The organism is Thermoproteus thermophilus, from assembly GCF_055392855.1.
In genome coordinates, this window is the sequence record NZ_AP042466.1 from 1321558 (window position 1) to 1339917 (window position 18360).

19 protein-coding genes are annotated in these 18360 nt (G+C 58.3%); 10 read left to right on the forward strand and 9 right to left on the reverse strand.

What is annotated here, in order from left to right; all coding sequences use genetic code 11:
* Positions 1–70: 70 nt before the first annotated feature.
* Both fbp and ACZ5PA_RS07675 read left to right on the forward strand, forming a co-directional pair.
* Positions 71–1267, forward strand: coding sequence for a fructose-1,6-bisphosphate aldolase/phosphatase (gene fbp / locus ACZ5PA_RS07670; protein ID WP_464929758.1), 1197 nt, complete (start codon positions 71–73; stop codon positions 1265–1267).
* 155 nt (positions 1268–1422) lie between these two features.
* Positions 1423–1908, forward strand: a complete 486-nt coding sequence (locus ACZ5PA_RS07675) for a GNAT family N-acetyltransferase (RefSeq protein WP_464929759.1) — start codon at positions 1423–1425, stop codon at positions 1906–1908.
* On the opposite strand, the gene ACZ5PA_RS07680 is transcribed toward ACZ5PA_RS07675, so the two are convergent.
* Positions 1898–2509 (reverse strand): FumA C-terminus/TtdB family hydratase beta subunit, encoded by a 612-nt coding sequence (locus tag ACZ5PA_RS07680; protein WP_464929760.1) that lies wholly within the window; start codon positions 2507–2509, stop codon positions 1898–1900. The two genes, ACZ5PA_RS07675 and ACZ5PA_RS07680, sit on opposite strands and share 11 nt — an antisense overlap.
* 96 nt (positions 2510–2605) lie before the next feature.
* Here ACZ5PA_RS07680 and ACZ5PA_RS07685 point away from each other — a divergent pair, with 96 nt between their 5' ends.
* Positions 2606–3478 carry a fumarate hydratase gene (locus ACZ5PA_RS07685; RefSeq protein WP_464929761.1) on the forward strand — a complete coding sequence of 291 codons (873 nt, stop codon included), beginning with the start codon at positions 2606–2608 and terminating at the stop codon, positions 3476–3478.
* 60 nt (positions 3479–3538) lie between these two features.
* Entirely contained in the window at positions 3539–3754 is a 216-nt protein-coding gene (locus tag ACZ5PA_RS07690) for a ribbon-helix-helix domain-containing protein (RefSeq protein WP_464929762.1), read from the forward strand.
* Here the strand turns inward: ACZ5PA_RS07690 and ACZ5PA_RS07695 are convergent.
* The 3 genes from ACZ5PA_RS07695 to ACZ5PA_RS07705 are packed head-to-tail and all read right to left on the reverse strand — an operon-like array spanning position 3751 to position 6235.
* The gene (locus ACZ5PA_RS07695) at positions 3751–4032 is read right to left on the reverse strand and encodes a ubiquitin-like small modifier protein 1 (RefSeq protein WP_464929763.1); all 282 of its coding nucleotides are present in this window, start codon (positions 4030–4032) and stop codon (positions 3751–3753) included. The genes ACZ5PA_RS07690 and ACZ5PA_RS07695 overlap by 4 nt on opposite strands.
* 28 nt (positions 4033–4060) lie before the next feature.
* Positions 4061–5905, reverse strand: a complete 1845-nt coding sequence (locus ACZ5PA_RS07700) for an aldehyde ferredoxin oxidoreductase family protein (protein ID WP_464929764.1) — start codon at positions 5903–5905, stop codon at positions 4061–4063.
* A gap of 51 nt (positions 5906–5956) precedes the next feature.
* On the reverse strand, positions 5957–6235 hold the full coding sequence (locus ACZ5PA_RS07705) for a MoaD/ThiS family protein (RefSeq protein ID WP_464929765.1): 279 nt from the start codon (positions 6233–6235) through the stop codon (positions 5957–5959).
* A gap of 48 nt (positions 6236–6283) precedes the next feature.
* On the opposite strand from ACZ5PA_RS07705, the gene ACZ5PA_RS07710 reads away from it, so the two are divergent.
* Positions 6284–7267 (forward strand): NAD(P)-binding domain-containing protein, encoded by a 984-nt coding sequence (locus tag ACZ5PA_RS07710; protein ID WP_464929766.1) that lies wholly within the window; start codon positions 6284–6286, stop codon positions 7265–7267.
* Here the strand turns inward: ACZ5PA_RS07710 and ACZ5PA_RS07715 are convergent, their stop codons facing one another.
* Positions 7268–7642, reverse strand: a complete 375-nt coding sequence (locus ACZ5PA_RS07715) for a 6-pyruvoyl trahydropterin synthase family protein (RefSeq protein ID WP_464929767.1) — start codon at positions 7640–7642, stop codon at positions 7268–7270.
* 29 nt (positions 7643–7671) lie between these two features.
* On the opposite strand from ACZ5PA_RS07715, the gene ACZ5PA_RS07720 reads away from it, so the two are divergent.
* From ACZ5PA_RS07720 to ACZ5PA_RS07735, 4 genes are read left to right on the forward strand one after another with little or no spacing between them, the layout of a single operon-like run.
* The gene (locus tag ACZ5PA_RS07720) at positions 7672–8586 is read left to right on the forward strand and encodes an N-glycosylase/DNA lyase (RefSeq protein WP_464929768.1); all 915 of its coding nucleotides are present in this window, start codon (positions 7672–7674) and stop codon (positions 8584–8586) included.
* Between the two features lie 21 nt (positions 8587–8607).
* The gene (locus ACZ5PA_RS07725) at positions 8608–9558 is read left to right on the forward strand and encodes a DUF711 family protein (protein ID WP_464929769.1); all 951 of its coding nucleotides are present in this window, start codon (positions 8608–8610) and stop codon (positions 9556–9558) included.
* 1 nt (position 9559) lies between these two features.
* Positions 9560–10414: an ABC transporter substrate-binding protein gene (locus ACZ5PA_RS07730; protein ID WP_464929770.1), complete on the forward strand. Its 855-nt coding sequence runs from the start codon at positions 9560–9562 to the stop codon at positions 10412–10414.
* Between the two features lie 29 nt (positions 10415–10443).
* On the forward strand, positions 10444–11835 hold the full coding sequence (locus ACZ5PA_RS07735; RefSeq protein ID WP_464929771.1) for a nucleotide sugar dehydrogenase: 1392 nt from the start codon (positions 10444–10446) through the stop codon (positions 11833–11835).
* A gap of 23 nt (positions 11836–11858) precedes the next feature.
* Here the strand turns inward: ACZ5PA_RS07735 and ACZ5PA_RS07740 are convergent, their stop codons facing one another.
* From ACZ5PA_RS07740 to ACZ5PA_RS07750, 3 genes are read right to left on the reverse strand one after another with little or no spacing between them, the layout of a single operon-like run.
* Complete coding sequence (locus tag ACZ5PA_RS07740) at positions 11859–12719, reverse strand: sugar ABC transporter permease (protein WP_464929772.1); 861 nt, start codon at positions 12717–12719, stop codon at positions 11859–11861.
* Positions 12716–13597, reverse strand: a complete 882-nt coding sequence (locus ACZ5PA_RS07745) for a carbohydrate ABC transporter permease (protein WP_464929773.1) — start codon at positions 13595–13597, stop codon at positions 12716–12718. The genes ACZ5PA_RS07740 and ACZ5PA_RS07745 overlap by 4 nt, the downstream gene beginning before the upstream one ends.
* The gene (locus ACZ5PA_RS07750; RefSeq protein ID WP_464929774.1) at positions 13597–15105 is read right to left on the reverse strand and encodes an extracellular solute-binding protein; all 1509 of its coding nucleotides are present in this window, start codon (positions 15103–15105) and stop codon (positions 13597–13599) included. Before ACZ5PA_RS07750 ends, ACZ5PA_RS07745 begins: the two co-directional genes overlap by 1 nt.
* A gap of 115 nt (positions 15106–15220) precedes the next feature.
* On the opposite strand from ACZ5PA_RS07750, the gene ACZ5PA_RS07755 reads away from it, so the two are divergent.
* Positions 15221–17839, forward strand: coding sequence for a glycoside hydrolase (locus ACZ5PA_RS07755; protein WP_464929775.1), 2619 nt, complete (start codon positions 15221–15223; stop codon positions 17837–17839).
* Here the strand turns inward: ACZ5PA_RS07755 and ACZ5PA_RS07760 are convergent.
* The gene (locus tag ACZ5PA_RS07760; protein ID WP_464929776.1) at positions 17811–18359 is read right to left on the reverse strand and encodes a 2-oxoacid:acceptor oxidoreductase family protein; all 549 of its coding nucleotides are present in this window, start codon (positions 18357–18359) and stop codon (positions 17811–17813) included. The two genes, ACZ5PA_RS07755 and ACZ5PA_RS07760, sit on opposite strands and share 29 nt — an antisense overlap.
* Position 18360 lies beyond the last annotated feature (1 nt).

The following is an 18360-nucleotide window of genomic DNA, read 5'->3' on the forward strand; positions in this document are numbered from 1 at the left end:
TTGTAATAACGATTGAGTAAACTGTAATTGTACTACCAAAACTTTTATAGACGCACCAGCCGGCCGACTCATGAAGGTCACGATATCTATCATAAAAGCCGACGTGGGCGGATGGCCCGGCCACGCTTGGGTCCACCCCAAAATGCTAGAGCTGGCCGCGGAGAGGCTCAAGGATGCGCAGAAGAGGGGGCTCCTAATAGACTACTTCGCCTACAACGTGGGGGACGACATATCTTTGCTCATGACCCATACGAAAGGCCCCGACAACCCCGAGATACACGGGCTGGCTTGGGATATATTCAAGGAGGTGACCGAGAAGGTCGCTAGGAGGTACAAGCTCTACGGCGCCGGGCAAGACTTGCTGAAGGAGGCCTTCTCGGGCAACGTGAGGGGCATGGGGCCGCAAGTGGCGGAGCTGGAGATCGAGGAGAGGCCCTCCGAACCTATTATAACCTTCGCCGCAGATAAGACCGAGCCGGGCGCCTTTAACTTACCCATGTATAAGATGTTCGCCGACCCCTTCAACACGGCGGGCTTAGTGATAGACCCCGCTATGCACGAGGGCTTCCTCTTCGAGGTGTTGGACGTGTATGAACATAAAGTATATCTATTGAGGGCGCCGGAGGAGTCCTACTCCCTCCTGGGCCTTATAGGCACGACGGGTCGTTATATAATTAGGCGCGTGTACAGGCGAGCGGACGGCGCGCCGGCAGCCGCCGTTAGCGTCGAGAGGCTGAACCTCATAGCGGGCCGCTACGTGGGCAAGGACGACCCGGTGGCCATAGTGAGGGCCCAACACGGAATGCCGGCAGTCGGCGAGGTGTTGGAGGCCTTCGCCTATCCGCACTTAGTCCACGGATGGATGAGGGGATCCCACGCCGGGCCGCTCATGCCCATGCGTTTCTATCAAATAGACGCCGAGAAGAGGATAGCGATTGGCGCCAAGATGACCAGGTTCGACGGCCCGCCCAAAGTGGGCGCCTTGGGCTGGCAGCTACACGACGGCTACCTCGAGGGCCCCGTCGACCTCTTCGACGACCCCGCCTTCGACTACACGCGCCAACTAGCCGCGCAGATAACCGAGTACATACGCCGCATGGGCCCGTTCCAGCCCCATCGCCTACCGCCCGAGGAGATGGAGTACACGACGCTCCCCAAGATATTGGCCAAGATCAAGGCCTATCAAGCCGACGATTTCGAGAAGAACCGCGAGAGGTACGTATCGGAGGCCGTCAAGGGCGCGGCCGTCGCGGCCTCGCACGATTGAGGTATTCTTAAAAATGGACATCTTTCTATATCTATAAAAACTTCCTTCTAGACAAATAAAAACAGTATCTTTTAAAAATTCATAGAATTTATTAACTTAACTAAATTCATTTTTGGGAATAATAAGATTTTTAAAGATATATAATGTAAGAACACGTGGATCTCGACTACTACGAGATCACAGGCCTTTACGACGAGATAAGGAGGTTCTACTCCATGGTCGGCGAGGAGAGCAGATACCTCAGATTCCTCGCCGCCGTGAAGGACCCGGCTACCGTTTACGAGCGCATATGGTCTTGCGGGGGCAGAACCTTCTTGGTCTTGCGGGACAGAACGCCTTTGGCCGTCGTGGACGTGGTTCCCTGCGGCGAGGTTGCCGAGGCGGGGCTAGTCGTCGTGGACGCCCTACAAGGGAAGGGCTACGGCACCAGGATAGCGGAGCTCTTCGCAGCCTTGCTCCCCCGCTTGGGTTTCGACGCCGTTAAGGCAGAGGTCTTCAGGGAGAACGTGAAGGCCCTCGCCATAGCCAGAAAGATGGGCGCCTCCATATCGTGTAGAGATGTGGTGTGCACCGTTAGGTTAAACTTGAGGCGGCCAGCGCCGGGGAGCTCCGTCGTCGTTGTACAATCGACTACGCCTTGAAGACCTCGCCCAGCTCCTTCACCAGCTCGGGCACCTTGGCCTTCATCTTCTCCCTCGCCTCGTCGTAGAAGTTATAGCCCGTAGAGTCTATCATGACCGTGAGAGGCCCGAAGTCCTCCACCTCGAGGACCCACATGGCCTCGGCCATGCCGAGGTCCAGCCAGTGCACGTCGACGACTCTCCTTATCGCTTGGGCGGCCAACACCCCCGCCCCGCCGGTGAAGATCGCGTAAGCCGCCTTGTACTTCCTCATGGCCTCGGCGGTCCTTTTGCCCATGCCGCCCTTGCCTATTATCAGCTTAACGCCGAGCCTCTCTATGACATCGGCCTCGAACGCCTCCATTCTAGCCGACGTGGTGGGGCCCATGGCTATTATCCTCCACTTATCCCCCTCCTTCTTGGCGACGGGCCCCGCGTGGTATATCACGCCGCCTCTCAAGTCGACGGGCAACGGCTTGCCCTCCTTGATGTACTCCAACATCCTCGCGTGCGCCGCGTCCCTCGCGCTCACGATAATGCCCGATATGTAGAGCGTATCGCCGACCCTCAGCCTCTCCACTTGTTCGTCCCCGAGAGGCGTCGTGAGCTTGTACGTGGCCATGGAAAATGAAGACTAAGTTATTTTAGGTCTTCCCATCGTCTCCGGCCTAAAGGAGTTGATGGAGTTAGCAATATTTTTTATCTAGTGGATAGCTACATGAACCTCGAAGAGGTAGTCCTCAAGGCCGCAAAGGAGGCCATCGTCAAGGCGAGCATCTCCCCGGCCCTCGACGTGGTCGGCGCGTTGAGGAGGGCCCACGGCGAGGAGGCCTCCGAGGCGGCCAAGGTGCAGCTGGGCGCGATCCTCAAAAACATAGAACTAGCAACGGCGACTACGTCGGCCGTTTGCCAGGACACGGGCGTCCCCACCTTCTTCGTGAAGCTGGGAGACGGCTTCCCCATCAGGAGCAAGGTCCTCTCCATACTCACAGAGGCCGTGAGGCAGACGACAAAGGAGCTTCCGCTGAGGCCCAACACGACGGATCCCTTCGTCGAGAGGAACCCCGGGGATAACACGGGCATCGGCGTTCCGGTATTCGACGTCGAGCTGTTCGACGGCGATTATCTGCAGTTCACCTACGTGCCCAAAGGAGGCGGGTCGGAGCTGCCGGGCAAGGCGATGGTCTTGCCCCCCGGCGTGGCGCTCAAGGAGTTGCCCAGAATAGTGCTCGAGTCCGTCATAGACGCGGGGCCCATGCCTTGTCCGCCCGTGATAGTGGGCATAGGCATCGGGCCCACCCTCGACGCCGCGGCTAAGTTGGCCAAGAAGGCCGCTACCCTTAGGCCCGTCGGCTCCAGGAACCAGAACCCCGAGGTCGCCAAAATGGAGGAGGCCCTCCTCAAGGCCATAAACAAGCTGGGCCTAGGCGCCCACGGCGTTGGCGGGAACATAACGGCGTTGGACGTCCATATAGAGTACGCGTATAGACATCCCGCCACCTTCGCGTTGGCCGTGGTCTTCTCGTGTTGGGCCACTAGGAGAGCTACTGCGACCGTCTGGCCCGACGGTAGATACGAAGTAAAGGCTTGACTTGTATTAGTTAATAGAGGATCTAACGTAAGATATATATTACAAATCAATGAACAACACATGAGGCAGAAGAAGGGGGATAGAATGAAGCTCGTTTCCTTCACCCTCACCAAGAACACCGTCAAGAAAGTCGATTTCCTCGTGACGAAGGGCATCTTCGTCACGAGGAACGAGGCCATAAGAGCCGCCTTGGAGATGTACTTCAACGGAACGGCGAAGAGGTGGATTGAGATGTACAAGAAATGGAAGGCCAAACGTAGCTCCCCGAGCGATTAGCCGCCGCCCACTGGCGGCAAGAAGACGACCTCGTCCCCGTCCTTGAGCCTCGTGCCCAAGCCCGCGAGGTACTCGACGGATCGCCCGTTGACCAACACGTTGTACTCGTCCTTGAGCCTCTCGCCATCGAGTATCTCCTTGGACAACCTCCCGCCGTATCTCTCGTCTATGGCCTTGATTAGGTCCATCACGGTCGACCCGTCGGGCACCTCCAACACGTCCTTCATGGTACCCATTAGGTCGTAGAGCGTTGCTAAATACCTCACCTTAATCCTCATGAGAAAAAACGTATATGTATTTAAAAATTCAAAGTAGGTACTGGAACTCCTCTAGGCCGAGCCTCTTCAGAGTTTCATAGGTAGGCTTGCCGTCCACCCAGCCCCTCAGCTTGTAGTACACCTTTATCCCCTCGTCGAACATCTTGGCTGCAGAGTGGCCTTTGGCCGGGCCCGTGGGTATCGGGTTCCTGAAGTGCGGGTTGAGCTCGTCCTTAACCCATTTGCCCTCCTTGACGTGGAAGAGCCTCTCGACGTTGAATATGCGCTCGCCTATGGTCAACATATCCTCGGGCGTGACGTCCCAGTCGTAGGCCAAGTTAAAGAGATACGCCAAGTCCTTCTCGAATATGCCCTCGCGGTCCAACGTGGCGAACTTGCAGTAGGTCACCGAGTCCGTCAAAGCCATGAGGTGTTGGGCGTATATCACTATCCTCGCTTGTTTCTCGATACATTCGGGAGTCTCGCAGAGCGGGTCCACCTTTTCGGGAACGCCGAGCACTTCCCACGTGGGCGAATACGCCTCGAGGTGGTCGCCGCCGCGATTGGCGGTGAAGTAGGACAAGGCGAATCCCTTCAACGCCCTCGGGTCGTAGGCCGGGAGGCCTTGTCCTCTCGAGCCGCGGAAGACGCTGGGCTCGCCGTACTTCAACGCGAGCCTGTAATCGCCCTCGGCGAGGTCGTCGCCTATATCGCTCCTGTTGGCCGTCCTTATGGCTAGATCGACCAGAGCTCCGGCATCTCCCCAGTCCACGTCCAGCTTGAGCTTCCCCCTCTTGGCCAACTCTATCGCGGCCGCGAGCGTGTTGCCCAACGAGATCGTGTCGAGGCCTAGCTCGTTGGCCAATTTCTGGAGCCTCAGATCCGCCTCGGGGTCGAAGAGGCCTATGTTGCCGCCGAGGGCCCAAGTGTTCTCGTACTCGTACTTGGCCTTGCCCACGAACTTGTAGGGGCCGCTCTTCACCATCACGTGTTGGGTACACGCTATGGGGCACATCATACACGCGTGCGTCTCCACCACGTAGTTCTTCTTTATGTACTCGCCGGTCAGCTTGTCGGCCTCCTCGGCGTAGCCCGTCTCGAAGTTCCTAATGGGATAACCGCCTATGGAGTTTATGACGGCCGTCAGCAAGTTGGTGCCGTATATGTGGAGCGCCTTGGCCGTGGGGCCCGACATAAGCCTCTGGGCCAACTTGGTAGACTCGGCTATGAACTTGGCCCTGTCCTTCACGTCCTTGAGCAGATCGCGGGTGCCCCAGACCAATATGCCCTTCAGCTTCTTGGAGCCCATGACCGCGCCCACGCCGCCTCTCCCGGCGAAGCGCTCGTAGTCGGACATCCTGATGCCTGCTATCCTCACTAAGTTCTCGCCGGCCGGCCCGATGACGGCGGCGCCGGCAGCTTTCTCCTCCTCGGGGAAGCCGTTCTCCCTCAAGAGGGCCTTGATAGTGGCGCCCGTCCATTTGCCCCAGAGGTGTTTAGCGGGCTTTATGGCCACATCGCCGTCCTTGACGACCACGTAGACGGGGTCCTCGGCGGCGCCCTCTATTATCAGACCGTCGTAGCCTGACTTCCTCAACCAATACGCGAAGTTCCCGCCTGCGTTGGCGTGAGTCAAGGAGCCCGTCAGCGGCGACTTGGTGACGACTGTGACGCGGCTCGTCGACAGGTTGACCATCGCGGAGAGCGGCCCGGCGAATATGTAGAGCCTATTACTCGGCGAGAAGGGGTCTATCCCCTTCGGTATCTCCTTGAGGGCCAAGTAGGAGCCGAGCCCTCTGCCTCCGAGGAACTTCTTGAGGATGTCGTCCTTGTACACCTCTTCTGTAACTTTTTCGGTATGTAGATCTATTCGAGCAACTCGAAATACCGCCATATATAGATGATTTCATCTATTATAAAAAACTTTTTATCTTATCATTAATATTTAGCCGCCAAATGGCGAGACTATTAGGACGAAGTCGCCGTCCTTAAGGCGCGTCTTGAGCCCGTCTAGGAAGTCCACGGATCTTCCGTTTACTAATATATCATGCATCTCCAATATTTTTCCATTTTTTATTATTTTATCCTTAAAGCCAGGATATATCTCATTTAATATATTCACCAAGTCCTCAACGCTTGTCCCATCCGCTAGGTTTAAATCAAGGGAGATTTGGTCCACGGAATTCAGCCCGAAGTATAGGGGGGCCATTATCTTGACCTTCACGCGCACGCACGGACGGCGTCTTTTTAAAATAGGGTTGACGACGGCGATATGGTCAAGATATACAGAGAGGGCAAGGGGGATCTCCTCAAGGGGAGGGCCGTGGCCGTCATCGGCTACGGCAACGTCGGGAGGTCGTTGGCGCTCAACATGCGGGATTCCGGGGCGTCGGTCATCGTGGGCGACCTCCTCGGCGGGGAGCACGCGAGGAGGGCGAAGTCCGACGGCTTCGAGCCGAGGCCAGTGCCGGAGGCGGCCGAGCTGGGCGACGTGGTGGTGTTGGCCCTCCCCGACGACGCGGCCCCCGAGATATTTCGGACGGAGGTGCTGCCGGGGCTACATTCGGGGAAGGCCCTCGTCTTGACCAGCGGCTTCCCGGCGGCCTACGGCTTGCTCGAGACCCCCGGCGGCGTCGACGTCGCGTTGTTCGTGCCCAAGATCCCCGGGGCCGCGATGCGGGACAGATACCTGCAGGGAAGGGGCTTCGCCGCAGTGGTCGGGGTTGTCCAAGACGCGTCCGGAAACGCGTTGGACATAGCGCTGGCCGTCGCTGACTTGGCGGGGGCCTTCAGACAAGGAGGCTTCGCGGTCGAGGCGTCTGCGAGGGACGAGGCCTTGGCCGATCTTCTAGGAGAGCAGATACTCAAGGCGGCGCTGCTCGCCGCGTTGGAGGTCGCATTCGAGGCCATGGTCGAGGCCGGCGTGCCGCAAGAGCTCGCCGCGTTGGAGCTCTACGCCTCGGGGGAGTTGGGCGAGTTGGGGAGGCTCATGGCCTTGGTGGGGCCCTACGGCGTTCTGCGCCTACAATCGCCGGTCGACGCCTACGGCCAACTCCTCAGAGCCGGCGCATACGGGAAGGCCTTGCGGCGGCTAGCCCGCGGCGTCGTGGAGGAGGCGCTGAACGGCCACTTCGCCAAGGAGGTCTATTTGGAGAGGGCGACGGGCTACGTGAAGTTCAACGCCTTGTGGAGGAGGGCCCTCTCGGGGCGGTTGGCCCAAGCCGACTCGCAGCTCAGGGGGCAACTACGGCAGTGACTACGGCCCGTAGTAGAAACAAGGAGTGGCCAAGCCGCCCTCGCATACCTCGACCCAAGTAGCGCCGAGCGTCCTCGCTATATATCTAGCCAAACACTCGCCGCTGGCGCCCTCTGGGCCGCAAGGGATCTCGTAGTAGGGCTCGGGCGCGCCCCGCTCCCGGGCAGATTTCAAGTACTTGCCGTCCATCTCGGCCAAGAGGGACCAGAGCCTCCGCTGGAGCTCCTCGGCGTCGGTCAAGTAGTCCACATCGTCGGGGCCGCAGAAGGCGGCCCTTACGACGTAGTCGTGGCCGTGTAGAGCCCCCTTGACGGCCGAGAAAGAGGGCCTTATCGCCACCGAGACGGAGCCCTTGACGATCACGCATAGGCGCATGGGGGGAGCCGCCTATACGTTTTTTAATTATGCACCTCCCGCGGGCAGTGGACGTCGCGATAGACGTCGACAAGATACGCGAGGTGGCCGACGTGGTGAGGGGCTTGGGCCTCAAAAGGGATAGATACCTCGACGAGAGGTTCTACCCGCCCCCCTCGGACCCTAGGGAGGACCAGCTGGCCTACTTCACCGCGATGGTGGCCGTGGACCACAGGACCTCGACGCCGTTCGGCCCCTTCGAGGGCTACATAAACGGGGAGTTCTTCCACGGAGCAGACGCCCTTTGGAGGCTCGGCCGGTTGGCCTACGACGACGGGCTCTTCAAAGCGGAGAGGCTGGCCGAGCTGGGCCCGGACGACGCCAAGAGGCTCTTCTCCATAGGCGGCATCCCGGTGTGGGATATCAACGTCAGGCTACTCCTCTTGAGGGATTTGGGCCGCAAAGCCTTGAGGGCCGGGGGCTTCGAGGCCTTGATACCCGACAAAGTCTCGGAGCTCATAGAGAGGCTGAGGCGCATAAGGGCGTACGAGGACCCTGTGGCCAAGAAGGCGCTCCTCTTGGCCAAGTTCTTGGACGGGAGGGGCCTCGTGGAGTTCAAGGACCCGGAGAACTTCGACGTACCCGTGGACAACCACTTGTCCAGAATCGCCTATAGGTTGGGCATCGCCGACGTCGATTACCGCTATCTATTCGAGGGCGTCGAGCTGAGCCGGGAGGAGGATGTCGAGGCGAGGAGGAAGGTGAAGCTGGCTTGGAGGCTCGTGTCCAAGTTCTCAGGGATCGACCCCTTCACGCTCGACGACTTCTTGTGGTCGTTCGGCAGAAAGGTCTGCGTTAGGGATAGGCCCAAGTGCGACGAATGCCCGTTCAAGGCCGTGTGCAAGGCCCGTTCCCTCGGCCAATACCCGCCGGAGCACGCCCACGCCCTCACTTGGTATTATTAAAAACCGTCCTTCGTGTCGGCCATGGAGATAAGGGCGATCGCCTTGAACGTGCGGAGGCTCGACCCGGAGAGGATATCGCGTTTCTTGGACGCGGCGAGGCGGATGCGCCCCTTGACGATAAGAGTCTCGGTGGCCACCCCGCCGAGGGGAGGCGTGGTCCAGACCTTAAAGGCCCTCGAGGAGCTTGGCGTAGAGTACGCCGCTATAGGCGTCTACGAGGCCGACGACCTCGAGGACCTCGTGAGGACTTACGACGTGTTCGCGACGGTTACGTCCGTGGGCAGATACCTGGAGTTCTTGAAGAGGATAGATAAGGCCGGCGAGCCGTATTTGGCCAGAAACGTGGCGCTCTTGTTGGGAGGCCGCGTCTACGACTCGCCCTATTATCCAGCCGCCATAGTGGACAGAGAGGGCGTCGCGCTCTCTGCGCTCTACCCCGACGATATCAACTCCCTCGACGATGTGCCCGCCGCGTTGAGGCTAGCCGAAAAGCTCGGCGAATCCTTGGCCTCCTCTATCGGCGAGCCCTTCCTGGGCGTCGACGGGAGCCTCTCGCCTTGGGGCGAGAAATCCGTCGCAAAGGCCATACATAGAGTTTTCGGCGTGAGGGTGGGGGATTGGGGCGCCATGGCCGCCATAAGGGCGCTCAACGAGGCCATATGGTCTTCGGGGGTCAAGCTGCTGGGCTTCAGCGAGGTGATGTTGCCGTTGGCTGAGGACGAGGAGTTGAAGAGGCTCGTCGAGGAGGGCGTCTTGGATCTCCGCAAACTCGTCTCGTACGCCTCAGTGTGCGTGGCCGGCCTCGACATGGTGCCGATAGAAGCCGACGAGAACAGCTTGAGGAGGATCCTCCTAGACCTAGAGGCTATCGCAAAGAGCAAGGGCAGAGCCGTCGGCGTGAGGGTATTCCCGGCCTCGGGCCAGTACTTCGACGTGCCGGGCTTCGGCAAGACCCCCGTTCTGAGGCCTTGATATGCCGTGGTTGACTCGGCCTCTAGACGGCGTAGCCCGCCGCGTGGTGTCCTTGAACCCCTCGATAACCGAGTTCCTCCTAGTCGCAGGGCTCGGGGATCGTCTAGTCGGCAGAGATGTCTTCTCGTACAGGCCCCGCGATGTCCTCAAGGTCCCGCACGTGGGGTCCTTCACTACGGCGGACATCGGCGCGGTTCGGGAGCTGAGACCCGATCTAGTGATAGCGTATTACCCCGTCCAGAAAGACCTAGTGGGCCGACTGGACGAGATAGCCCCGGTAGCCGTCGTGGAGACGCCCGCCAGCGTCGACGACGTCTTGGGCAACTTCAAGTTCGTATCGAGGCTGCTCGACGCCGACGAGCTCGGCGATCACGTGGCCGGGGTCTATAAGGATCTGCTCAGAGGCGGCCCCGTCGCCGAGGACGCGCTCGCGGTCTTCTACCTGGACGGATACGACGTGGCGTGCCGCGAGTCCTTTACGGCGTCTGCTCTGGAGGCGGTGGGGATAAAATACGTCAAGGGGATACACTGCGTATACCGATTCTTGGGCTCGCTGGAGAGTGCTGTGGAGCTCGTCGAGAGGCTCGACCCGGCCCTGGTGCTCTACGAGGGCAAGACCAAGGCGCCGAGGCCAGAGGAGGCCGCGTGGATAAGGCGCGCTAGATGTAGGGCGTGCGCAAAAGGCGACGTCTTGCTGGTGCCCAACGACACGTTGGCCCACTACGGCCCCAGCCTGCCGCTGGATCTGGCCTTGGTCAGAGATGCTGTTATTAAACGCGCAGGCGTCGTGGAGGGGACCTCTAGCGTCGTTAGGCCGGCCCTCGCGGACGAGTGGTATAGGCCCTACTTGGCGTAGTAGTTTTAAATCGGCCGCCCCTCCTCCTCATGCTCGTGGAGCTGTTGGAGAGGGGCGAGTTGACCGTCGCCGTTTACGGCCTCGGCTATGTGGGGCTTGCGCTCGCCGCGGCGTGGGCGCGCGCCGGGGCCAAGGTAATAGGCGTGGATGTGGACGCGGAGAAAGTCGCCGCGTTGTCGAACGGAGTGGTGGAGTACGTCGAGGAGGACGTGAGGCGCGCCATCTCGGAGGCCGTCAAGGCCGGGAGGATGGAGGTCACGACGGACGGCGAGATGGCCTCTATCAGGAGCAAGGCCAAGTTCATCACAGTGCCCGTATATTTGGCCTCGACCCGCCCCAGCATACAAGTGGACTTCTCGGCGCTTATATCGGCCGCCAAGGCGATAGCGCAAGGGCTGAAGAGGGAGGATCTCGTCGTCGTGGAGTCCAGCGTGCCGCCCGGCACCACGGAGGAGGTAGTGAGGCCGGTACTCGAGGAGTCTGGGCTGACGGCCGAGGAGGACTTCTACCTCGCCTATAGCCCCGAGAGGATCATGGTGGGCCACGCGCTCAAGGACATAGAGGAGAACTACCCCAAGATAGTGGCCGGCGTTGGGCCGAAAAGCGCCGAGGTCGCGGCGGCGCTTTACAAGAAGGTGGCCAAGAAGGGCGTTATAAAGCTCTCGTCGATAAAGGCCGCGGAGTTCGAGAAGCTGTTGGAGGGAGTATACCGAGATCTGAACATAGCCTTGGCCAACGAGATGGCCAATCTAGCCAACGCCTTGGGCGTATCCTTCGCCGAGGCCAGAGTCGCCGCCAACAGCCAGCCCTACAGCCACGTCCACAAGCCGGGGACCGGAGTCGGCGGGAGCTGCATCCCCGTGTATCCCTACTTCTTGATGTGGACGGCCGAGAAGCTAGGCGTGGATCTCCCCTTGACGGCCTTGGGGAGGGCCGTGAACGAGGCCCAGCCCTACAGAGTGGCCGAGGCCGCGGTCAAGGCCATGATAAGAGAAGGCGTCAACCCCGTCGAGGCGAAAATCGCCGTGTTGGGGCTGGCCTTCAGAGGCGACGTGGACGACACTAGGCGTAGCCCCACGTACGATCTGCTCAGGGGCTTGCTCGAATTCGGGATAAGGCCGGCCAACATAGTGGTCCACGACCCATACGTGAGGAGGGACAAGACGCTGGAGAGACTCGGGATAAAGCTAACCGCCGATCTTGAGGAGGCGTTGGCCGGCGCCTCCCTAGCCGTGGTGTCCACGGACCACAGCGTCTATAAGGTCAAGGCCAGCGAGCTCGCTAGACATATGAAAACGCCAGTCATAGTGGACGCCAGAGGGGTGCTCGAGGCTGATATACCGATATATTCAATAGACGGCGGGCGTTGGCCGGTGGGGAGATATAAGGCGGATTCGCATGAAGAAAGACGGCGTTGTTGACGGTTGACGCTCGCGATCTAGGGCTATCCCTTGACTCCGCTCATCGTATACATCTTAGTGAGGTACTTCTGGAAGGCGAGGAACACGGCCATGATCGGTATGCCCATGAGCACCGCGAAGGCGGCGAAGACGTTGTAGAGCGTAGATCTGTTAGTGAACGAGAGGTACCACATGCCCAACGTCAAGGTCCACATATCGCCGCTGGTTATGAAGACGTTGGCCATGGCGTAATCGGTGTAGGCCCCCATGAAGGCCAAAAGCCCTATGAAGGCGAGGACGGGCTTGCTGAGGGGCAAGAGGATCCTCGTAAAAGCGCCGAAGCGCGAGAGCCCGTCTATTAAGGCGGCCTCCTCGTATTCCTTGGGTATCGAGTCGACGAACAGCTTCACCAAATAAGCGCCGTAGACCGATACGCCGCTCGAGTAGGCCAAGATAAGCCCGTAGTACGTGTTTATCAAGTGAAGCGAGGCGAACATGAGGTAGAGCGGGAGGACCGTGACCGTCATGGGGAAGAAGGTCAACACGTAGACCGTCACCATCAAGGCGCGTTTCCCCGGCACGTTTAGCCTCGAGAGGGCCACGCCGGATAGGAAGGCTAACGCCACCGATAAGGCCACAGTGCCGCTTGCCAAGATCAAGCTGTTCCTCAACCAAACGAAGAAGCCTGTTCCTTGGAAGAACGTTGAGAAGAGTATATTCCTATATGCGTCTAACGTGAGGCTTTTAGGTTGCGGGATTAGGCTGTTGACGCTTATAGAGGCTATCGTTGGCACATCGCTTAACGAAGTGATGATTATGTAGTAGATAGGGAAAACTGCTATTATCGCCGATATGGCCAAGACGACGTACGAGACGCCTAGCCGGATCGCGTCCCAGATCTTCATGTTATCGTCTCCAACACACCGGAGAACTTAAGCATTATCACCGCCATGGCTATCAATATAGCCGCGTCTATTACGGAATACACGGCCGCGTAGTTATAAAGGCTGTTCTGGAACGCGGCTTGATAGGCGTAGACCACCAGTATGTTGGTGGCGTTGCCGGGCCCGCCGCCGGTCAAGATGTATATCGGGTAGAAGTTATTCCAAGTAAAGGTGAAGCCGCCTATGCCCACGAACGCGATGGTCCTCCTCATCAACGGCAACGTTATGTAGCGGAAGCGCGCGAGGCGACTTGCGCCGTCTATCTCAGCGATGGAGTAGAGCTCCTCCGGTATGCTCTGTAGGGCAGATAAGAAGACCGAGGTGTAGTAGGGGAAGGACAACCAGAGGTTGGTGAGTATCAACATGACCCAAGCCATGGGCACTACGTCGAACCAGTCTATGGGGCTTATTCCGAACAGAGACAATATCTTGTTGACTATCCCGAACTTCCAATTCCACATGCCTTGCCAGACTATGAGGGATATGAACGCGGGGAAGGCCCAGGGCACTAGGAGCAACGTGAAGAAGACGCCCCTCCCCTTGAGGTCCCTCTGGTTGAGTATAAGCGCTAGCAGAAAGCCGACGGTCATCATGGGTATCAAGCTACCCACGGTCCATATCGCGGTGTTTAGGAGGATCTGCGCGAAGGTGCTCGAGGTGAGCACCGCGATGTAGTTGGAGAGCCCGACCCACTGATACTCGAAAAAATGATATAAATTAAAGTTAGTAAAAGAAATATATATAGTATATATAATTGGATATAAATAAAGAAATATTACCACTATAATAACAGGTAAAATATAAAAATAATTAGAAAAAATAGTCTTTATGGAGGCCATTAGGAAGACGGGAGCAGCCCGGCTTGTTGCATGTTGGTTATCATACAACTCTGCATCTCCTGTGCGGCTTGCGTCGCGGTTATGGTCCTATTGGCGAAGTACAGGGTGAAGTACTGGTGGAAACATGGCCAATAGAAGCCCATCTGAGGTATGTTGGGGAACTTCTGGCCGTATTGGGCTTGCTCCAATATGCCCTTATATACGTCGTTCATGTAGGCCGGTTGCAACGCGCCCGAGGCCAACTGCGACATCACGGCGTTGTAGGCGTCCTTCTGGGCGGGGATATCGCCTGCGTAGTTCCAGAGGTTCATCTCGGCGTTCTTGCTCGTGACGTAGGCTATGAAGGCCAAAGAGGCGTATATCTGCTCTTGCGAGGCGCCGCTGGCCTTCTGCGATGCTATGACCCAGCCGGTTGAGCCTATGAAGGGCGCGGCCCTCTTGCCGGTCGCGGATATCACGGGCAGAGGCGCGGCGCCTAGGTTAGGCCCTAGGGCCTTCTCGTATATTTTGAGGTCCCAAGGCCCGTCGAAGATTATTGCCGCAATCCCTTGCGTGAAGAGCTGTTGCTCTATGCTGGGGGTCACGCCTGGGGCGTTGTATTTCTTGTTGTAGGTCAAGTCGTACCAGAACTCCATGGCCTTGACCATAGCCGAGGAGTTGAGCTGCGGCATGCCCTTGTCGTCGAATATCCGGCCGCCGAAGCCGGCGAACCACGCCGCGAACCTATAGCCCCACTCTTGGCCCGCCCCGTAGGCTATACACCATACTTTATACGTGGAGTTTATGAGGCTGCATATCTGCAAGAGCTGATCGGTGTTGAGCTGGTCTACGTTTACTCCGAATAGCTTCTGGGTCAGCGTGTTATTGAGGTACTTCTTGTTATAGAACATAACGATATAGTTGACGTTGTCTGGGAGGCCGTAGATGGAGTTGCCCAGCTTGAAGTTCTCGACGGCTACGGGTATGTACGAGGCCTCTATATCGGCCGGGTTCATGTATTTGCTGACGTTGAGCAGAAGGCCGCCGGCGAATAGCTTCCCCGCATCATCGCTGGTGTCTCTATAGACGTTGGGCGCTTGGCCGGCTTTAGCCGCCGACACGAAATTCGCCGTTGCTATAGAAACACCAAAAGTAACTTGGACCTTTATACAGGGATATGCTTGCTCGAAAGAAGCAAGCGTTGCGTTAAAGGCTTGGTCCTCGGTGGAGCCGTAGGTGTCCCAGACGGTTATAGTGACGGTCTTACCCCCGAGGAGTTGATTGCAGACGAAGTTGGGGTTGAGGAGGCTGCTTAGGCTAAACGGCGGGCTTGTCGGCGGCGTTGTGGAAGTCTCGGTCCGGGTCGTCGTGGCGGAGGCCGTCGGGGAGGTTGCCGAGGGCGTTTGCGAGGAGGTGGTCGGCGGAGCGGGGGCGGGCGGCCGCGAGGCGTAATACGCGACGAGGATGGCGACGATCACCACCACGACAACGACGATCGCTATAGAAGCCGTTCTACTTAAGCCCCTCATGATACGTAAATTCATTAAAGTTATTTAATTTTTTTTCCTTCCGATATCGCATAAGCTTATCGACAAAAGACGACCTATATGAGAAAAATTTTTAGGCGGAGTCCAAGCGCGGTCCATGAGGGCGTGGGCTTTGATCCTGCTCATATCCGCCCTCGTCTGGGCCCAATACGCCGTTACCTTCTCCGTGACCCACGACGGCTATCTAACAGTGTACATAGCCGGCATCCCCCAGAACCACAAGGTCCTCCTCCACTGGGGCCTTGAGCCATATCCCCAAGGCCCTTGGACTACTATAAACGACACCGCGATGGCTTGGAACGGCGTCAACTACACGGCCACGATAGGGCCTTTTAAGAACGGCACTTGGGTCGCCTTCGTTTTCTACGACGCGACTGCGGGCGTCTGGATAAACTATCGGGGAACCCCCTTCTGGAACTGGAACGTCCAGATAAATCCGCCCAACGTGGGCGTTACGTCGGCGCGCGTATTGCCCAATTGTACCCTCTTTATAACCGCCATTGGGCGCGCGCCGGACGAGGTGGTCTTGCGCTACGGCTTGACCTCAGGCCCGCAGACTGGGCTCCCTTGGTCGAATATCGGCGAGATCGCGATGGAGTACAACCCGCTATGGGGCAACTACACGGCCACGATAGGGCCGTTCCGGCCCGGCCAGTGGGTGCAGTGGGTCTACTACGATAAGTCCTCGGGCCTCTTGATACGTAACGGCACTTTGAACTTCGCAGCGCAGGCCTCGTGCTCTCCGCTCTCGTTGGCGCCCAGATATCCCTACGATAAATATGTCTACACTGTAGGCGAGGCGGCCAGCGTGTCCATCGGTTTGCAGAACTCTCTAGGCCCTCTAAACGCCGTAGTCGAGTTGTCGATAGGCCCATTCAAGGCGTCGAGGGCAATAGCCCTCTCGAGCGGCTTGAACCTCGTAAACTTCACGGTGCCGGTGCAGATGCCTCAAGGCGTGTACACGCCTACGGTGAAAGTGGTCGCGGGCAACGCCACTTTGTTGAACACTACTCTGCCCCAGTTCTACGTGCTGAACACCACGGGCAAACAGCCCGTCAGCCTCGTCATAGTCTGGAACATGCACCAGCCACTCTACATCGAGCCCAACGGGACGTGGGCCATGCCGTGGGTCCCGTTGCACACGGGGGAGGACTTCAAATGGGAAGGCCGATATGTGGGCTCGTACGAGCTCCAAGCCCTTCTGTTGAGCAAATTCGACGTTAACGTCTCCATAGTCTTCACGCCCGTCCTCCTCTACCAGTGGGAGGCCCTCTTAGCAGAGGGCCCAAGAGGGTTTAGATATCTGGGCGAGTACCCCGGCAATATAACTCACGACATCTATGCGGTGAACAGGACCTTGACCCTATACAGAGAACTCGTCAAGAGCGGGAGGGTCGAGGTGTTGACAGCGCCTTTCTATCATCCACTTGAGGCCATAGTTTATGATAACGGTTGGGCCGACGACCTCTTGGCCCAGCTCGCCATGGGCGAGGAGGAGACCTATAAGGTATTCGACGTGAGGGCGTCGTGCGTTTGGACGCCCGAGATGGCCTTCAACATGGGCCTCGTGCACCTCTACAGAGAGGCCGGCATCAACTGCACAGTCCTCGACGCGCAGGCGTTTTTGCCCTCGGCTACCTATGTCAACGGATCCCAGACGCCCTACGTCCCCTATATCGTGGAGGATAGCATGGGGAATCGCGTATACGTGTTGTTCAGAGACGATAGTCTATCCAATTTATTTTCCTTTTATCTATTTACTTTAACAGATACAGAATTAGTAAAACAACTACTAATACAATATTTGGCTAAGATATATATGGAGCGCCCAGGCGCCGTCGTGGTGGTCGCGCTCGACGGCGAGAACCCGCTCATATTCAACTACATGACGGGCCCGAGGGACCTCTACGCTATATATGAGGCCTTGTCCCAGTACTCGGGCCAATGGCTTATCACGCAGACGATCTCGCAAGCAATAGCGAGCCATTCCAAGTACGTCGTGACGAATTTGCCCGAGAGCTCATGGGCGCTTAACCTCAACAATTGGAACAACGGCTATCCCGGCAAAATAGCCATATGGCGCGCGGTCGCCTTGGCGAGGGAGTACCTAGTGGCCTTCACTAAGGCGCTGGGCGGGAGGCCGTCCCCAGCAGTATCGCTAAGCCCCGCACAAGCCCCGAACTCCACTGACCTCCTCTCGACTCTCTGGAACTACTTGTACATCGCCGAGGGCAGCGATTGGACTTGGCAGACCGGCCCGCCCAACTACGGCCCCGGCTGGTTCGGCCAACAACCGTTGATATACGTCGACGCGATACTCAGCTCGATAAACGCTACGTTGGCCTTGGTGCGCCTCAAGTCTATCGAGCCGACGCAGAACGGCGCTGTTCTAGTCGTCGAAAACGACCTCGGGCGACCTATCAAGTTGGCGCTGGGAGTCGGCGATAGGTGCATCGAGGCCGAGCTGAAGCCTGGCGTCAACGAGATATCGTTCATCAACGCGACGAAGTACGTCGTCTACCTCCCGATAAGCGCATACGACGTGCCGGGCTACGTAAAGCCCCCCTCTAAATGCGGGCTAGAGGTCGCCGCGTGGACCTCGCCCGCCGTGACGGCCGCGAAGGCGACGACGCCTGTCGTGTACCTGGTAGTCGTAGCGCTAGCCGCGGCGTTAATCGCCTATCTAGTCAGACGGCCCTGGCGGCGATCCTCCTAGACATGATCTCGTAGGCCTCCTTGGCGGCCTCCACATTGGCCTTGGCGGCGCGCGCAGGCACGAACTCGGGGATCGTCTTTATGATCCCGTCGATCGTCACCGCCTTGCTGACAGCGGCGAAGGCGCTGGCCATGATCATGTTGACGAGAGGCCAGCCCGCCGCCACTAGCCCGTGCTTCAACGCTATGGACGTGGCGTCTATTGCTATATACCACGGCTCCTCCTCCTTGGAGTTGACGATGTATATAGCGTTGGGCTTCCCGAAAGCCCTCACGTTGGTCTGCGAGATTATGCGGTCGTCGAGCACCACCACGTAGTCGCCGGATGAAACCGAAGAGTGGACCTCGATGGGCTTGTCGTCTATTCTCAGGTAGGCCCTCACGATGGCCCCCCTGCGCTCGGCCCCGAACTCGGGAATGGCTTGTCCGAACTTGCCCTCTATCGTGGCCACGCGGGCGAGGAGCTGCGCCGCGGTGACGGCCCCCATGCCACCTCTCCCGAAGAACACCACCTCGATCATG

What these genes read in the sequence shown, in the direction of transcription:
- ACZ5PA_RS07715 (WP_464929767.1), bottom strand. Translation starts at nt 7,642, where the DNA reads ATGCGCCTATGCGTGATCGTCAAGGGCTCCGTCTCGGTGGCGATAAGG.
- ACZ5PA_RS07740 (WP_464929772.1), bottom strand. Translation starts at nt 12,719, where the DNA reads ATGAAGATCTGGGACGCGATCCGGCTAGGCGTCTCGTACGTCGTCTTG.
- ACZ5PA_RS07680 (WP_464929760.1), bottom strand. Translation starts at nt 2,509, where the DNA reads ATGGCCACGTACAAGCTCACGACGCCTCTCGGGGACGAACAAGTGGAG.
- ACZ5PA_RS07720 (WP_464929768.1), top strand. Translation starts at nt 7,672, where the DNA reads ATGCACCTCCCGCGGGCAGTGGACGTCGCGATAGACGTCGACAAGATA.
- ACZ5PA_RS07760 (WP_464929776.1), bottom strand. Translation starts at nt 18,359, where the DNA reads ATGATCGAGGTGGTGTTCTTCGGGAGAGGTGGCATGGGGGCCGTCACC.
- ACZ5PA_RS07750 (WP_464929774.1), bottom strand. Translation starts at nt 15,105, where the DNA reads ATGAGGGGCTTAAGTAGAACGGCTTCTATAGCGATCGTCGTTGTCGTG.
- ACZ5PA_RS07695 (WP_464929763.1), bottom strand. Translation starts at nt 4,032, where the DNA reads ATGAGGATTAAGGTGAGGTATTTAGCAACGCTCTACGACCTAATGGGT.
- ACZ5PA_RS07700 (WP_464929764.1), bottom strand. Translation starts at nt 5,905, where the DNA reads ATGGCGGTATTTCGAGTTGCTCGAATAGATCTACATACCGAAAAAGTT.
- ACZ5PA_RS07745 (WP_464929773.1), bottom strand. Translation starts at nt 13,597, where the DNA reads ATGGCCTCCATAAAGACTATTTTTTCTAATTATTTTTATATTTTACCT.
- ACZ5PA_RS07690 (WP_464929762.1), top strand. Translation starts at nt 3,539, where the DNA reads ATGAGGCAGAAGAAGGGGGATAGAATGAAGCTCGTTTCCTTCACCCTC.
- ACZ5PA_RS07755 (WP_464929775.1), top strand. Translation starts at nt 15,221, where the DNA reads ATGAGGGCGTGGGCTTTGATCCTGCTCATATCCGCCCTCGTCTGGGCC.
- fbp (WP_464929758.1), top strand. Translation starts at nt 71, where the DNA reads ATGAAGGTCACGATATCTATCATAAAAGCCGACGTGGGCGGATGGCCC.
- ACZ5PA_RS07710 (WP_464929766.1), top strand. Translation starts at nt 6,284, where the DNA reads ATGGTCAAGATATACAGAGAGGGCAAGGGGGATCTCCTCAAGGGGAGG.
- ACZ5PA_RS07730 (WP_464929770.1), top strand. Translation starts at nt 9,560, where the DNA reads ATGCCGTGGTTGACTCGGCCTCTAGACGGCGTAGCCCGCCGCGTGGTG.
- ACZ5PA_RS07735 (WP_464929771.1), top strand. Translation starts at nt 10,444, where the DNA reads ATGCTCGTGGAGCTGTTGGAGAGGGGCGAGTTGACCGTCGCCGTTTAC.
- ACZ5PA_RS07685 (WP_464929761.1), top strand. Translation starts at nt 2,606, where the DNA reads ATGAACCTCGAAGAGGTAGTCCTCAAGGCCGCAAAGGAGGCCATCGTC.
- ACZ5PA_RS07725 (WP_464929769.1), top strand. Translation starts at nt 8,608, where the DNA reads ATGGAGATAAGGGCGATCGCCTTGAACGTGCGGAGGCTCGACCCGGAG.